The sequence below is a fragment of the Methylobacterium sp. Leaf117 genome, assembly GCF_001422985.1.
Taxonomy (GTDB): Bacteria; Pseudomonadota; Alphaproteobacteria; order Rhizobiales; family Beijerinckiaceae; genus Methylobacterium.
Window position 1 is genome coordinate 732064 of sequence record NZ_LMNL01000012.1, and the last position, 15484, is coordinate 747547.

13 protein-coding genes are annotated in these 15484 nt (G+C 69.7%); 9 read left to right on the forward strand and 4 right to left on the reverse strand.

Annotated features, from left to right (window positions below; translation table 11 throughout):
* Positions 1–16: 16 nt before the first annotated feature.
* A complete protein-coding gene (locus tag ASF57_RS10325; protein ID WP_082503839.1) occupies positions 17–562 on the reverse strand; it encodes a DUF3280 domain-containing protein in 546 nt (181 codons plus the stop codon).
* 243 nt (positions 563–805) lie between these two features.
* On the opposite strand from ASF57_RS10325, the gene ASF57_RS10330 reads away from it, so the two are divergent.
* From ASF57_RS10330 to ASF57_RS10370, 9 genes are all read left to right on the forward strand, one after another.
* A complete protein-coding gene (locus tag ASF57_RS10330) occupies positions 806–2053 on the forward strand; it encodes an ABC transporter substrate-binding protein (RefSeq protein WP_056482631.1) in 1248 nt (415 codons plus the stop codon).
* A gap of 177 nt (positions 2054–2230) precedes the next feature.
* Entirely contained in the window at positions 2231–3247 is a 1017-nt protein-coding gene (locus ASF57_RS10335) for a YVTN family beta-propeller repeat protein (protein WP_056183720.1), read from the forward strand.
* A 232-nt stretch (positions 3248–3479) separates the two neighbouring features.
* On the forward strand, positions 3480–3902 hold the full coding sequence (locus tag ASF57_RS10340; RefSeq protein WP_200935850.1) for a hypothetical protein: 423 nt from the start codon (positions 3480–3482) through the stop codon (positions 3900–3902).
* A gap of 12 nt (positions 3903–3914) precedes the next feature.
* The gene (locus ASF57_RS10345) at positions 3915–4178 is read left to right on the forward strand and encodes a hypothetical protein (RefSeq protein WP_056183716.1); all 264 of its coding nucleotides are present in this window, start codon (positions 3915–3917) and stop codon (positions 4176–4178) included.
* A complete protein-coding gene (locus ASF57_RS10350; protein ID WP_056183714.1) occupies positions 4175–4918 on the forward strand; it encodes an ABC transporter ATP-binding protein in 744 nt (247 codons plus the stop codon). Before ASF57_RS10345 ends, ASF57_RS10350 begins: the two co-directional genes overlap by 4 nt.
* Positions 4915–5823: an ABC transporter permease gene (locus tag ASF57_RS10355; protein WP_056183712.1), complete on the forward strand. Its 909-nt coding sequence runs from the start codon at positions 4915–4917 to the stop codon at positions 5821–5823. The genes ASF57_RS10350 and ASF57_RS10355 overlap by 4 nt, the downstream gene beginning before the upstream one ends.
* A 41-nt stretch (positions 5824–5864) precedes the next feature.
* Entirely contained in the window at positions 5865–6488 is a 624-nt protein-coding gene (locus tag ASF57_RS10360; protein WP_056482860.1) for a hypothetical protein, read from the forward strand.
* 262 nt (positions 6489–6750) lie between these two features.
* A complete protein-coding gene (locus ASF57_RS10365) occupies positions 6751–9192 on the forward strand; it encodes a TonB-dependent receptor (protein WP_056183710.1) in 2442 nt (813 codons plus the stop codon).
* 410 nt (positions 9193–9602) lie between these two features.
* Entirely contained in the window at positions 9603–9962 is a 360-nt protein-coding gene (locus tag ASF57_RS10370; RefSeq protein ID WP_056183708.1) for a hypothetical protein, read from the forward strand.
* Between the two features lie 118 nt (positions 9963–10080).
* Here ASF57_RS10370 and ASF57_RS10375 read toward each other — a convergent pair whose 3' ends face one another.
* The 3 genes from ASF57_RS10375 to ASF57_RS10385 all read right to left on the reverse strand — a co-directional run bounded on the left by ASF57_RS10375 (position 10081) and on the right by ASF57_RS10385 (position 15257).
* Entirely contained in the window at positions 10081–12126 is a 2046-nt protein-coding gene (locus tag ASF57_RS10375) for a PAS domain-containing sensor histidine kinase (RefSeq protein WP_056482637.1), read from the reverse strand.
* Positions 12127–12428: 302 nt separating this feature from the next.
* Positions 12429–13967, reverse strand: a complete 1539-nt coding sequence (locus ASF57_RS10380; RefSeq protein ID WP_056183703.1) for an undecaprenyl-phosphate glucose phosphotransferase — start codon at positions 13965–13967, stop codon at positions 12429–12431.
* Between the two features lie 78 nt (positions 13968–14045).
* Complete coding sequence (locus ASF57_RS10385; protein ID WP_156376063.1) at positions 14046–15257, reverse strand: glycosyltransferase family 4 protein; 1212 nt, start codon at positions 15255–15257, stop codon at positions 14046–14048.
* Positions 15258–15484 lie beyond the last annotated feature (227 nt).

The window sequence follows — 15484 nt, forward strand, 5'->3', positions numbered from 1 at the left end:
TCGAAACGCCGCCCGGTCACGACCGGTTCGGCAGCGGCTCGGCCAGGATGCGATTCTTCACCACCCAGCGCATGGCATGCGCCCAGGTGTCGTCGGTGTCGGCGCGGATCACCACGCGGCCGCCGCGGATGATCTTGCCGGTGCCGGCCTCCGCGACGGTGACGGTGAGATTGAAGATCTGGTTGGAGCCCTTCTCGACGTAGCCGCTGACCGCGAGATCGGCCCCGAGGCTCTTGGCGATGGCGGCGGCGCAGCCGTCGCATTTGTAGAGCGGCGCCTGCTTGGCGATCTCGGCGGCCTGGGGCGCCACGTCGACAGCCTCGACGCTGTCCCCGAGGGCCTTGCGCAATTCGTCGGTGACGAGCCCGAGGCGCCGGACCTCGTCGGGCCGGGCCTTGCGGCCACCGACCACGCCGGGATCGAACAATTCCACCCCGAAGATGGCGGCCTTCTCGGGCGCCGCCTGCGCCGGAGCCGCGAGGGCAGCGACCGCCACCAGGGCGGCGAGGGGCCAGCCCAGCCAGGAGCGGACCGACGACCGGTCGTTGGAGAACAGAGCCATGGGCAGACCTCTCCGGGTGAAGCCGGACGCGACGGGCATCGGAGAACGCGCCGGCGCGTTCGGCGATCCCACGCCCGTCATCAGTTCTACGAGATCGGCCCGGAAACGGGCGGGCGGGTAATTGCCGCGCGAGGGCCGAGCTCGGTCCCGAAGTTCCCTGAAGGACGGGACGAGACTCCTTAGGAACCCCTTATCAATCCGCGATTGAGCGCAGGTCCGCAATGTTGTTAGCCTGCCCGCCACATGCACAATCCTGCTCGCATCCTTCTCGCCCCGCTTGCCCTCGGCCTCAGCCTTTCCGGCCTTTCGGCCGCACGGGCTCAGGAACCAGTCGCCCGGGAACCTACGGCCGCGATCGCCCCCAGCGAGACCGCGATCGGGCTGATCTACCGGCCGGAGGCGGCGCCGTCCTCCTACGACGCCGAGGCCGTGCCGGAGGACGAGGGCGTCGCCGGCGCCCGGATGGCGGTGAAGGACAACAACAACACCGGCCGCTTCACCAAGCAGACCTACCGGCTGGACGAGGTCGCCCTGGAGCCCGGCACGGGCGGCGATGGCGGCCAGAAGGCGGCGGCGGCCGCCCGCGACCTCGCCGGGCGCGGCATCCGCTACCTCATTGTGGCGCTGCCGGCGGACGAGGTGCTCGCCGTCGCGGATGCGGTGAAGGGGCAGGGTGTCACGATCTTCAACGTCGCGGCGCCCGACGACCGCCTGCGCGGGGCCGATTGCCGGCGCAACGTCTTTCACGTCATCCCGAGCCGGGCGATGCAGACCGATGCCCTGGCGCAGTTCTTCACCCTGATGCGCTGGCGCAAGATGTTCCTCATCGTCGGCCCGCAGGAGAACGACCGGCTCTATGCGGACGCCTTCAAGACGTCCGCGAAGAAATTCTCCCTCAAGATCAACGCCGAAAAACCCTGGACCTTCGGGCCGCTCGCCAAGGCGCGCGGCGATACGCCGACCCGCTCCGAGGCGATGGTGTTCACGCGGGGCGTCGATTACGACCTCGCCATCGTGGCCGACGAGGCCGGCGACTGGGGCGATTACGTCCCGTTCCGCACCGTCGACCCGCGCCCGGTGGCCGGCACCCAGGGCCTGATCGCCACCACCTGGCACCCGATGCTGGAGACCTGGGGGGCGGCCCAGGCCCAGAACCGGTTCCGGCGCCAGAGCGGCCGGCTGATGCGCCCCCTCGATTACCAGGCCTGGGAGGCGGTGCGCTCGGTCGGCGAGGCGGCGACCCAGAAGAAGACCGCCGATCCGGCGGTGCTGGCCCCGTACTTCGCCGAGCCGGGCTTCAGCCTTCCGGCCTACAAGGGCGTCTCCCTGACCTATCGCCCCTGGGACCACCAGCTGCGCCAGCCTCTCATCGTGGTGCAGCCGAAGGCCCTGGTCTCGGTGGCGCCCGAGCAGGGCTTCACCCACCAGCGCACGCCCCTCGACACCCTCGGCATCGACCTGCCGGAAACCACCTGCAAGTTCGCGGATTGAGCAAGTTCGCGGATTGAGCCCTCACGTTCGCGAGAGACCCGGACGGGCTCTCGCCCACCTGCGGCAACACGGTCCTGTGCCCGCTTGCAGTCCTGCGCTCCCCGTGAGACGGGGCTGCACTATAATAACGCCCCATCAATCGCGGACGACACAGCGATGGCCCCGAGGAGGAACCCCATGAGCCGCGGCTTCAGGGCAGGCGCGCCCGGTACGGTACTGGGCCTGGCATTGCTGGCCGGCACATCGTTGGCAGGCTTCGGGCTCGCAGGCGTATCGCCGGCGCAGGCCTACACGGTCTACGTCACCAACGAGAAGGGCAACTCGGTCAGCGTCATCGACACCGAGACGATGGCGGTGACCGGCACCTGGAAGGTCGGCCGGCGCCCGCGCGGCGTCACCACCAGCAAGGACGGCAAGGAATTGTTCGTCTGCGCCAGCGACGACGACCGCATCGACGTGCTCGACACCAGCTCGGGCAAGGTGGTGCGCTCGCTCCGCTCCGGTCCCGATCCGGAGCAGTTCATCCTCGGGCCTCAGGGCAACCTGCTCTACGTCGCCAACGAGGACGACAGCCAGGTCACCGTCATCGACGTCGAGAAGAACAAGGTCATGGCCGAGGTCCCCGTGGGCGTCGAGCCGGAGGGCATGGGCCTGTCGCCGGACGGCAAGGTCCTGGTGAACACCTCCGAGACCACCAACATGGCCCACTTCATCGACACCACGACCTTCCAGGTGATCGACAACATCCTGGTGGATGCCCGTCCGCGCTTTGCCGAGTTCACGGCGGACGGGAAGTATCTCTGGGTCTCGGCCGAGGTCGGCGGCACCATCAGCGTCATCGACGTCGCCGCCCGCCGGGTGATCAAGAAGATCACCTTCAAGATCCCGAGCGTGAACGACGAGGCGATCCAACCGGTCGGCATCCGCATCACCCGGGACGGCACCAAGGCCTTCGTGGCGCTCGGCCCGGCCAACCGCATCGCGGTGATCGACGCCAAGAGCTACGCGGTGGAGAAGTATTTGCCCGTGGGCCAGCGCGTCTGGCAGCTCGCCTTCACGCCGGACCAGAAGCTGCTGTTCTCCACCAACGGCTCCTCCAACGACATCTCGGTCGTGGACGTGGCGGCGGAGAAGGTGGTGAAGAGCATCCCCGTCGGCCTGCTGCCCTGGGGCGTCGCCGTCTCGCCGAACTGAGCAATCGGTTCGTCGACAGAGCTGTAGGAGATCGACGCATCCCTCTCCCCTGTGGGGGAGAGATCGGAACCGGGGATCGTCGGGTGACCCGCAGCCGGGTAGCTTGGCAGCCCCCACCTCCGACACTGCCCCACAAGCGGGCGGAGGGCGCGGAGCGACCAACGAGACACGTCCGCCCCAAGGCGGCACCGCCCTGAGGCGGCAAACGGGAGGACACCGAATGAAGCGGACGATGCGGATCACCGCGCTCGCCCTGGCGACGCTCCTCGGCGCGGGGTCAGCCCAAGCCCTCGATCTCACGAAGAAGCGCCAGAACCTGCCCGACCTCGTGCTCGGCAACGAGGAGGGCAACGACTTCGTCGTGGAGAACAAGGAGATCGAGATTGAATCCGGCAAGGCCTATCGCCTGCGCATCGTCGCCAAAGGCCGGCAGGAGTACAAGTTCTACGCCACCGAGTTCTTCCGCAACATCTGGTTCAACCAGATCGTCATCCAGCACCTGGAGATCCACGGCAGCGGCCCGCCGGACCACCTGGAATTCGACGATCCGGGCGAGATCGCGATCGAATTCGTGGCGATCAAGCCGGGCGAGTATCCCTGGTCGGTGCATGGCCTCGAATCTAAGGGCATGACCGGCAAGTTCGTCGTCAAGTAGGAGCCCCCGTCGATGCGCCTCGCCTCCCTCGCCCGCGCGTGCCTCGCCCTCGCCCTGGCGTCCCTGGTCACGGCCGCCCCCGCCCTGGCGGACGACAAGGCCGCCTGCCTCGACGGCATCGCGATGATCAAGGCCGAACTCGCCAAGCCCGCCCCGGAGGCCGTCCAGCCCAGGCTGAAGAAGGCCCTGCGGGTGGCCGAGCGCGAGTTGGGGGAGGGCGAGTTCGACGAGTGCCTGGACGCGGTCGGCGACGCCCGGCGGGCCTTGAAGCCGTGAGCGCCGGTCCCGCCCTCGACGTCGCCCATGTCAGCCACCGTTTCGGCACCCGGGCGGCCCTGTCCGACGTGTCGCTCAGCGTGGCGCGCGGACATTTCACCGCCCTGCTCGGGCCGAACGGGGCGGGCAAGACCACCCTGTTCTCGGTGATCACCCGGCTCTACGCCAACCAGGACGGCCGGGTCTCGATCCTCGGCCATGCCCTCGACCGGGAGCCGAGCCGGGCGCTGGCCCGCCTCGGCGTGGTGTTCCAGGCCCGCACCCTCGACACCGACCTCACCGTCGCGCAGAACCTGCTCTACCACGCCAGCCTGCACGGCATCACCCGCAAGGCCGCCCAGGCCCGGATCGCGGTGCTGCTCGCCCGGGTCGGGCTCAGCGACCGGCGCGACGACAAGGTCCGCACCCTGTCGGGCGGCCAGTCCCGCCGCATCGAGATCGCCCGCTCCCTGGTGCACGAGCCCCGGCTGCTGCTCCTCGACGAGCCCACCGTCGGCCTCGACCTCGAATCGCGCGCCGATATCGTCGCCATCGTGCGCGCCCTGGTGCGCGAGGAGGGATTGTCGGTACTCTGGGCCACCCACATCTTCGAAGAGATCGACGCGGGCGACGACGCGGTGGTGCTGCACAAGGGCCGCATCGTGGCGCGCGGCACCGCCGGCTCGATCGCCCGGGGTGACGAGACCCTGGAGGCCGCCTTCCGCCGCCTCGTCGCCGAACCCGCCCGGCAGGCCGCATGAGTACGATCAAGAGCACGCTCAAGAGCACGCCCCCGCACCCGCCCGTGTCGGCCGCGGCCGAGGCGCCCGTGCCCCATCTCGGGCGCCTCGACACAATCGGCTACCTGATCTGCCTCGGCGGCATCGTGCGCCGCGAGCTGCTGCGCTTCTTCAATCAGAAGGAGCGCTTCTTCTCCGCCCTCGTCCGTCCGCTGGTCTGGCTGTTCATCTTCGCCGCGGGCTTCCGCAACACGCTCGGCGTCTCCATCGAGCCGCCCTACCAGACCTATGTGCTGTACGAGGTCTACGTGGTGCCGGGCCTCGCCGTGATGATCCAGCTCTTCAACGGCATGCAATCCTCGCTCTCGATGGTCTACGACCGCGAGGTCGGCTCGATGAAGGTGCTGCTGACCAGCCCCTATCCGCGCTGGCTGCTGCTGCTGGCCAAGCTGATCGCCGGCGTCACCGTCTCGGTGGTGCAGGCCTACGCCTTCCTGGCCATCGCGTGGTTCTGGGAACTGGACATCCCGGCCCTCGGCTACGTGGCGGCGCTGCCGGCCTTCATCGCCTCGGGGCTGATGCTCGGCGCCATCGGCCTGCTGCTGTCCTCGATGGTCAAGCAACTCGAGAACTTCGCCAGCGTGATGAACTTCGTGATCTTCCCGATGTTCTTCGCCTCCTCGGCGCTCTACCCGCTCTGGCGCATCCGCGAATCCTCCGAGACCCTGTACTGGATCTGCCAGCTCAATCCCTTCTCCCACGCGGTGCAGCTCGTGCGCTTCGCCCTCTACGGGCAGTTCGAGCCGGTCGCCTGCGCGGTGGTCGTGGGCACCACCCTCGTGTTCTTCACCCTCGCCGCCGTCGCCTACGATCCCGGCCGTGGCATCATGGCCCGGCGCGGCGGCCCGGCCGGAGACAATTCCTGATGAGCCTTCACATCACTTCCCTGCGCATGACATCCCTGCGCATGACATCCCTCCGAGCCCTCGCGGGCCTCGCCGTCCTCACCCTCGGGGTCGGCTCCGCCGTCGCGCAGCCCAAGTCCGATCCCGATTGGCCCTGCGTCCAGCGCAAGGTCTCGACCCTCAGCCCCGGCTCGGTCTGGACCGGGCCGGACCTGGAGGCCGCCGGCCCCTGGGGCGACGATTTCGAGGCTGCGGCGCTCGCCCAGAAGATCGCCTCCCGCCGCACCGCCCTCAATGAGGTCGACCCGCTCCTCGACGACTTCGTCGCCAAGGCCGGCGCCGAGAAGGACAAGCGCCTGACCCGCGTCTTCGCCGGCGTGTTCGAGGTCATCAACGGCGAGCGCAACAAGGTGATCTCGGGCATCGGCCGCTACGCCCAGGGTCAGCGCCGCATGGCCGAGCGCATCCGCGACGAGGCCGACCAGATCAGCGCCACCAAGGACGGCCCGAGCGCCCAGGATGCCCGCGACATCCCCAAGGATGCGTCGGAGCTGGAGACCAAGTTCACCTGGGACCGACGCATCTTCCAGGAGCGCAGCCAGTCGCTGACCTATGTCTGCGAGGTTCCGACCCTGCTGGAGCAGCGTCTGGGCGAGATCGCCCGCCGGATTCAGGCGCGCCTCTGAGACGATCGCAGAGCGGGATCGGCGAAGCGCGGATCGGGTTGCCACTTTATCCCGATCGGCTTGCTGAAACGTCCCTAAGGCCTTGAAATCAGACCGAAAAATGTGTCCGCGATGACACGCCGAACGGGCAAGCAAGGTTTGGCACGGTAAATCCACGCAAACGGCCCGCCGCGCGATTGTTCTTCGTCACCGATCCTCTCAAAAGTGTGACCGAAGCCCCGGACAAGGGGCAGGGACACGAAGACGACCGAGGGGCTTGGGGATGAAGAAGCGGACCTTGCGCGGCAGCTTGTTGCTGTCGGTGGCACTGATTCCGGGCGCGGTTTACGCTCAGGGCGCGGCGCCGGCGGGTGGACAGCAGGCGGTCACGCTGTCGGAACTCGACGTGGTCGCGACCACGCCGGTCAGCGCCACCGGCGGTGGCGGCGGCCAGTCGCTCTACAAGATCCCCAACACGGTCGAGACCGTGACGGCGGCCGACTTCGCCCAGGACCGGGCGACCCTCGACCCGACCTTCACCCTGGCCCGCAAGACGCCGGGCGTGAACCTGTCGGACGGACAGGGCAATGGCTTCCGCCAGACCCTGACCTATCGCGGCTTCGACGCCTCGCCGCTGCAGGGCGCGCCGCAGGGCCTCGCCGTCTATCAGAACGGCGTCCGCATCAACGAAGCCTTCGGCGACGTGGTGAACTGGGACCTGATCCCCTCGGTGGCGATCAACCGGATCGACATCGTCACCGGCAACCCGGTCTTCGGCCTCAACGCGCTCGGCGGCGCGGTCAACATCGAGATGAAGAACGGCTACACCTGGCAGGGCAAGGAGATCACCGTCAGCGGCGGCTCCGACGGGCGCATCAGCGGCTCCCTGCAATACGGCGAGGTCATCGGCCCCTGGAGCTTCTACTTCGCCGGCGAGGGCCTGCGCGACGGCGGCTGGCGCTTCCGGTCGCCCTCGGAAATCGGCCGCGTCTACGCCGATCTCGGACACAAGACCCTCGATTCCGAGTTCCACATCATCGCCTCGGGCGCCAAGACCTTCTTCGGTGCCGCCGCCGCCACGCCCGTCGACTTCACCCACGTCAACGAGCGGGCGATCTTCACCTCGCCGCAGACCATCTCCACCGAGCAGGGCCAGATCCAGGTCACCGGCAAGGTCGCGGTCTCGCCGACCTGGGACCTCCAGGGCAACGCCTACGTGCGCCGCCTGAGCCAGTTCGTGATCGACGGCAACGACGGCAATTTCGAGCAGTGCAGCACCCGCTCCAGCAACCGCGGCTTCCTGTGCTTCGAGGATGACGGCTTCGAGCGCGGCGCCCTGAGCGACCGGGCCTTCCGCGATCAGTTCACCATCGTCGGCCGCCAGGGCCAGCGCATCCCGTTCACCACGGGCGTCCCCTACGGCACCCTCGACACCATCCGCACCGAGGCGGTGGGCTACGGCGGAACCCTGCAGGCCACCAACCGCGACCAGGTCTTCGGCCACAACAACACCTTCGTGGTCGGCGGCAGCATCGATGCGGCCAACTATTCCTACAAGTCCTCGAGCACGCTCGGCGTGATCAACCCGGATCTCAGCGTCACCACCGATCCGCTGAACCCGAATTACGGCACCATCCCGGGCCTCGGCACCGAGGCGATCCGCACGGCGGCGGCGCTGGGCATCGCGCCCAGCAACGTCACTGGCTCGAACCTCTACATGGGCCTCTACGCCCTCGACACCTTCGACGTCACCGACGCCCTGTCGCTCACCGCCGGCGCCCGCCTGAACTTCGCCCGCATCTCGACCCAGGACCAGACCGGCTTCTCGCCGGACGTGACGGGCACCCACTACTTCACCAAGGTGAACCCGGTGGTGGGCGCGACCTATCGCTTCTTCCCCTGGCTCAACCTCTACGGCGGCTATTCCGAGTCGAACCGCGCCCCGACGCCGCTCGAACTCGCCTGCGCCAATCCCGACCGTCCCTGCCTGCTGCCGAACTCGCTGGTGGCCGATCCGCCGCTCAAGCAGGTCACCGGCCAGACCTACGAGGTGGGCTTCCGCGGCACCGTGCCGAACTTCTACGAAAACGGCCTGTTCAACTACAAGATCGGCGCCTTCCGCACCGACCTGCGCAACGACATCCTGCAGGTCGCGGTGCCGGGCAACGCCGCGCGCGGCTACTTCGTCAACGTGCCGGCCACCCAGCGCCAGGGCATCGAGGTCTCGGGCGAGTATGTCGGCGAGCGCCTCAGCCTCTATGGCAACTACGCGCTCATCGACGCGACCTTCCAGTTCGACGGCGAGCTGTCCTCGCCGAACAACCCGCTGGCCGATGACGGCCTGATCAACGTGCGCCGCGGCAACAACGTGCCGCTGATCCCGAACCACCAGTTCAAGGCCGGGTTCAACTACCTGATCACGCCGATCTGGACCTTCGGCATGAACCTCTCGGCCTTCTCCTCGTCCTACTTCCGGGGCGACGAGTCGAACATCAACCGCAAGCTGCCGCCCTACTTCACCGCCAACCTGAACACGAGCATTCAGGTCACCCAGAACGTGCAGGTCTTCGCGCTGGTCACCAACCTGTTCAACAACCGCTACGCCAACTTCGGCACCTTCGCCGAGACGGGCTCGGTCGCGGGCAACTTCGTGATCAACGATCCCCGCACCACCACCCTGGTGCAGCCCCTCTCGGCCTATGGCGGCGTCCGCGTCACTTGGTAAACCCGCCCGACGCGGCGCCGACCCCGGGTCGGCGCAGCCGCCATACCAAGGGCCGTACCAGCGGCCATGAACCAAGCAACGGCGCGGATCCCCGAGATCCGCGCCGTTCGTCGTTGGAGACCCGAGCGATGCGGCGCAATGAGGCGCGATGATCCCCACGGCAGGGTGATCCTGCCGACGACGCCCGCCGCCGTTGCGGCCGACGGATCGGCCTTCGGTCCGGATCGCAACGGCCCGCTCGGGAAGGCGGAGCACCGCGCGGGGGTGGCGGCGCGCTTCAAAGCCGCAGGCCCGGAGGCCGCAGGGACCCTCGATACAAAGGAACTCTCGTCGCCCGCCGGCGCTTCCTTGGCGACCCTGACGAAGTCGGCCGCCCATCGGGGGCGGCCGCCCCTCTGGAGAGCCCATTCATGCGAATCACCCTCGCCCTTCCGGCGGCCCTCATCCTCCTCGGCACCGCCGGTCCGGTCCTCGCCTCCTCCTGCTCCGAGCAGATCGCCACCATCGAGCGCCGCCTCGACAGTGCCGGCGCCGAGCAGGTGACGGGCAAGGAGCCGCCCGGCGGCCCGACCTCCTCGCACTCGGACAAGGCCCTCGACCACGCGCCCAAGGGCAAGCCGACCGACCCGTCCACCACCGCCAGCGCCGGCGGCGTCGCCGAGGCCCGCGACCTGATCAAGAAGGCCCGCGCCCAGGACAAGGCCGGCGACATGAAGGGCTGCGAGGACACCATGACCGAGGCCAAGAAGAAGGCCGGCGCCCTGCCGTAGGGCACCCGACACCCGAGGCGTCCGGGCAGGCTGAACCGAGCCGGACGCCCGATCGACCAACGACGACATCGGCTGCGCCTCTCGGGGGCGCAGCCGATGTCGTTTGGAACCCAGGACCTCAGCCGCCGGGCACGCTCCCGGACCGGGCTGTGGCCCGGTGCAGGATGCGGGCGATCTGCTCGGCCGAGTAGGGCTTGTGCAGCAACTCGAAATCCTGGGCGCCTTCCTCGGCGAGGACGTGGCTGTATCCGGAGGCCAGGACCACGGGCAGGTGCGGCAGATGGCGGCGCAGGTGGCGGGCCAGCGCGATGCCGCCCATGCCGGGCATCACCACGTCGGAGAACACGACGTCATAGCCCGCGCCCCGGTCGCCGAGCCGCTCCAGGGCCTCCTCGGCATTGGCCGCCCAGGTCGTCTCGTAGCCGAGGTCCTGCAGGATCTGCGTGGCGAAGCGCCCCACCTCGACATTGTCCTCGACCACGAGGACGCGCTGGCCGGACCCGACCGGGGAGGGCGCCTCGGCCGGGGCGGCGGAGCCTTCGGCCGGGGCCGGCGCCACCTCCGGCAGATAGAGCGTGAAGGTGGCGCCGAGGCCGGGCCGGCTCGTCACGTCGACGTCGCCCCCCGACTGCTTGGCGAAGCCGAACACCTGGGAGAGGCCGAGGCCGGTGCCCTTGCCGACCTCCTTGGTGGTGAAGAACGGCTCGAAGATGCGCCCGAGCTGGCCCGGCGCGATGCCCGGGCCGGTATCGCTGAGCGCGATCGCGGCGAACGGCGCCCGCGCGCCCGCATGCCCGCGGATCGGCGGGATGCCGTTCGCGCAGGTGAGCCGCAGGGTGAGACGGCCCTCGCCTGCCATGGCGTCGCGGGCGTTGATCGCCATGTTCACCAGGGCGGTCTCGAACTGGCTCAGGTCGGCGCGCACGAAGCAGGGCGCCTCGGGCAGCTCCGTTGCCACCCGGATGCGCGCGCCCATCACCGGGTCGAGCATTTCGGCCAGGGCCCGCAGGCGCGTACCGACCTCGAACACCTCCGGCTTCAGCGTCTGGCGCCGGGCGAAGGCGAGGAGCTGTCCCGTCAGCTTGGCGGCCCGGTCCACCGTGTCGGAGACCGCATCGAGGTAGCGCCGCTTGCGCACCTCCGGCAGGTCCGGCCGGCGCAGGAAGTCCACCGACGAGCGGATGATGGTCAGGAGGTTGTTGAAGTCGTGGGCGACGCCGCCGGTGAGCTGTCCCACCGCCTCGAGCTTCTGCGACTGGCGCAGCTGCTCCTGGGCCACCGCGAGGGCGGCGGAGGCTTCCTTCTCCCGGGTGATGTGGCGGCCATAGGCGTAGATCAGCGCGCCCTCCGCCGAGCTGTGCCAGGAGATCCAGCGCGGGCTGCCGTCGCGGTGGCGGTAGCGGTTCTCGAAGCTGGTGAGGTCATCCTGCATGGCGGCCTGGTCGACGGCCCTCTGGGTCAGGTCGGCATCCTCGTGCCAGACGAAGTCGCGGAAGCTGCGGCCGACGATCTCCTCCGGGGCGAATCCCAGGATCTCGTCCCAGGCCGGGTTGACCGCGCGGAAAATCCCGTCGGTGCCGACCACCGCCAGGAGGTCGCGGGAGTTGCGCCAGACCCGGTCGCGCTCGGCGGTGCGCTCCTCGACCCGATGCTCCAGGGTCTCGTTCATCTCGCGCAGGCCGCGCTCCGACAGCACCCGTCGCGTGGTCTCGTTGGTGATGCAGAACATGCCCGCGATGGCGCCGGCATCGTCGTAGACCGGCGAGTAGGAGAACGACCACCAGGTCTCTTCCGGGACGCCGTAGGACGCGGTGGTCAGCGGCAGGTCCTCGAAGCGGCTCGCCTCGCCGGCCAGCGCCTTCTCGACGATGGGCAGCACCTGGTCCCAGACATCCGCCCACAGCTCCGCCAGCGGCTGGCCCTGCCGCTGGGAGCGCTGGGGACCGAGGAGGGGCCGGTAGGTGTCGTTGTAGAAGAACAGCAGGTCCGGCCCCCAGGCCAGGCACATGCTCTCGGGCGAGTTCAGGACGAGGCCGAGGGCGACCCGGAGGGCGCAGGGCCAGGTCTCCAGCGGCCCGAGCGGGGAGGCCGACCAGTCCTCTCCGCGGATCGCCGCCCCGGACGCGCCGCCCCCGACCAGGAAGGCGCCGGCCTCAGCCGACATCGGGACGGCCTCTCTCAGCAACGCCCCCCCAAGCTCGGGGCCGTGACGGTCCAGGGGCTCGGGGAGCCGGCGCGCGCAGGCGGGCAGGGCGGGAAGATATCACGAAAACGGCTTGCACCCTCGAATGGATTCAAGCCCCGTTCCATGGCCAAGCCGCCGGCGCCGGTCAACAAATTCCACGCCCGCAGCGTTGACGCAGGGCGGCGGCAAGAAAGGTGAGCCCCGCAGCAGCCCGTCGCAGCGTCATCGGCGCGCCGCTCAAACCGCCGGACCGGTCTCGCGCTGCCGGGAAGCGGGCCGGATCAGTAGGCGTTCTTGGTCCGGAACAGCGAAAGCGGGGTCGCCAGCATGATCTTCACGTCGAACAGGATCGACCAGTTCTCGATGTAGTGCAGGTCGTGCTCGACGCGCTTCTGGATCTTGTCGCTGGTGTCGGTCTCGCCGCGCCAGCCATTGACCTGGGCCCAGCCGGTGATGCCGGGCTTGACCTTGTGGCGGGCGAAGTAGCCGTCCACCACCTGGTCGTAGAGGGTGTTGGCGGCCTTGGCCTGGAGGGCGTGGGGCCGGGGACCGACCAGGGAGAGCTCGCCCTTGATGACGTTGAAGAGCTGCGGCAGCTCGTCGAGCGAGGTCTTGCGGATGAACCGGCCCACGGGGGTGACGCGCGGGTCGTCGCGGGTGACCAGCCGCGCCGCGCCGGCATCGCTCTGGCTGACATACATCGAGCGGAACTTGAACACCTCGATCAGCTCGTTGTTGAAGCCGTAGCGCTTCTGCCGGAACAGCACCGGGCCGGGCGAGGTCAGGCGCACCGCCAGGGCGACGGCGAGCATCACCGGCGCCAGGACCAGAAGCATCGCGCAGCCGACCACGCGGTCGAAGATGGTCTTGGCCACGATGTCCCAGTCGGCCATCGGCTTGTCGAAGATGTCGAGCACCGGCACGCCGCCGAGATAGGAATAGGCGCGCGGCCGCAGGCGCAGCTTCGAGGCCTGGGCCGAGAGGCGGATGTCGATCGGCAGCACCCAGAGCTTGGCCAGCATCTGCAGGATGCGGTCCTCGGCGGCGATCGGAATGGTGAAGATGATGAGGTCGAGGCGCGTGGTTCGGGCATAGGCGACGAGGTCGGTCACGGTGCCGAGCTTCGGGTAGCCCGCCACCACCGTGTCGGAGCGTGTGTCGCCCCGGTCGTCGAACACGCCGACGATGCGGACGCCGGAATCCGGCTGCCCGTCGAGGGCGCGGATCAGTTCCTCGGCGACGGGGCCGCCGCCCACGATGGCGGTGCGCCGGTCGAAATGGCCGCGCTGCATCTGGGCGGTGATGAAGCGCGCCAGGGTGAAGCGCCCGACCGCGAGGGCGGCGAGCCCGGTGACGAAGAAGCTCGCCAGCCAGATCCGGGAATAATGATCCGCGATCTTGGCGAAGACCATGATGGCGGCCACCACCAGGAAGGCCAGGGACCAGGCGCCGGCGAGCCGCAGGGCCGATCCGGGCAGGGACCGGAAGGCCGCCATGCCGTAGGCCCCGGTCACCTGGAGCAGGAGCACGGCGAGGCCGGCGATGCCGAGGGCGGTGGCGAGGTAGCGCGGCGACAGCGCCACGATCCCGGCGAGCTGCAGGCGCTGGATCACGAGGCCGATGGCTGCGACGCCGACGAATTCCGCGATTCGGACACAGCCCGCGAGCACCACCGGCGAGTGCAGGGCCGGCGCCGGTGCCGGCATCGGGCCGGGCGCCCGCGCCTCGGCGGGCGGCAGGGCGACGGAGAGGCCGCCCTCGGGCTGGGGCGCGAACCGGCCGGCAGCGTCCAGCAGGTCACGGACATCGAAGGCGCTCATACGGGCTTCCGGGCTTTGTTTCGGGCGCAAGGGACAGCGGGGGCGGCGATCGGGCGGGCAGGGGACAAGGCCGTCGCGTCACGGTCCCGCCGAGGCGACCGCGGGGCGGGCGGCCTCCGCCCGGGCGCGCTGGGCCGCAGCATAGCCCGACAGCACGTCCGAGCCCATCCGGGTCATCGAAAACCGCGTCCGGACCGAAGCCGCCAGGGCCTCGAAGCGCTGGCGGCTGGCGGCGGGCTCCTCGTCGAGGACGCGGGCGATCGCGGCCGCGAGGGCCTGCCCGTCGCGGGGCGGCACCAGGTCGGAGGCGGCGGCCCCGAAGATCTCCGGAATGCCGCCCACATCGGTGGCGACGAGAGGCTGGCAGGCGGCGGCCGCCTCCAGCACCACGTAGGGGAGGGATTCGGCGAGCGAGGGCACTACCATGATCCGGCCGCGGGCCAGCACCGGGCGGATCGCCTGCGGCGGCTCGAATGCCACCGCGTCCCGCAGGCCCATCGCCGCGACCCGCTCGGCCAGAACCTCGGAATCGGGGCCGGAGCCGACCATCAGCAGGCGCAGGGGGCGGCCCTCGGCGCGCAGGCGCAGGAGGGCGTCGAGGAGGAAGGGCACGCCCTTCGCGTCGCGCAATTCGCCGATATAGACGAGGTCGGCGCGCTCCTCGGCCGGCACGATCGGGGCGAATTCCGCCTCGCTGATGCCGTTGTGGACGATGCGGGTGATCCGGCCCGGGTCGCCCGCATAGGTGCGGTGCCGCCCGGCGACGTACTCGCTCTCGAACAGGAAGACGTCGGTGCGCAGGGCCATCAGGCGCTCGACGCCCATATAGACCCGGTGGGGCAGGGTGCCGGGCTTGTAGTTGTAGCTCCCGCCATGGGGGGTATAGGCGCGGATCGGCCCGCGGTCGCGCAACGGGGCCATGCGGGCATAGACGCCGCCCTTGGCGCCGTGGCCGTGCAGCACGGTGGCGGCCACGGCCTCGGCGTGCCGGGCGACGGCGCGCAGGATCCTCAGGTCCGAGACATGCGGGTTGCGGTGCATCGGCAGGCGCATCAACCCCAGGGCGAGGCAGGGGGCGAGGTCCGCCAGGGCCCGGGCGGCGCGCTCGCCGCCGGTGGCGGCGTCGCAGAGGATGCCGACCTGATGGCCCGCCGTGGCCTGGAGGCGGGCGAGGTCGAGGACGTGGCGGAAGAGACCGCCGACGGGCGCGCGGAAGATGTGGAGGATGCGCTGCGTGGCGCTGCCGGACCCGCCGGTCAGGACCGATGCGGACAGGTCGGACCCGGCGATGGGCGCGGCGAGGCCAGAGGTGGCAAGGCTGGACCCCGAGACGCCGGAGCCGATCAGACCAGGGGCGAACGCACGCACGACAAGCTGCTCCACGCGACACGGGACCAGCGGTCAGACCGCATGTCCGTCGGAGGAACCTGGCGTCCGAGAGGTGGGCGGACCGTTAAACGGACCTCCGCGCGGCCCCGTCCGGCCGAAGATCGGCAGAATCCTTCGCGGTTCGGTTA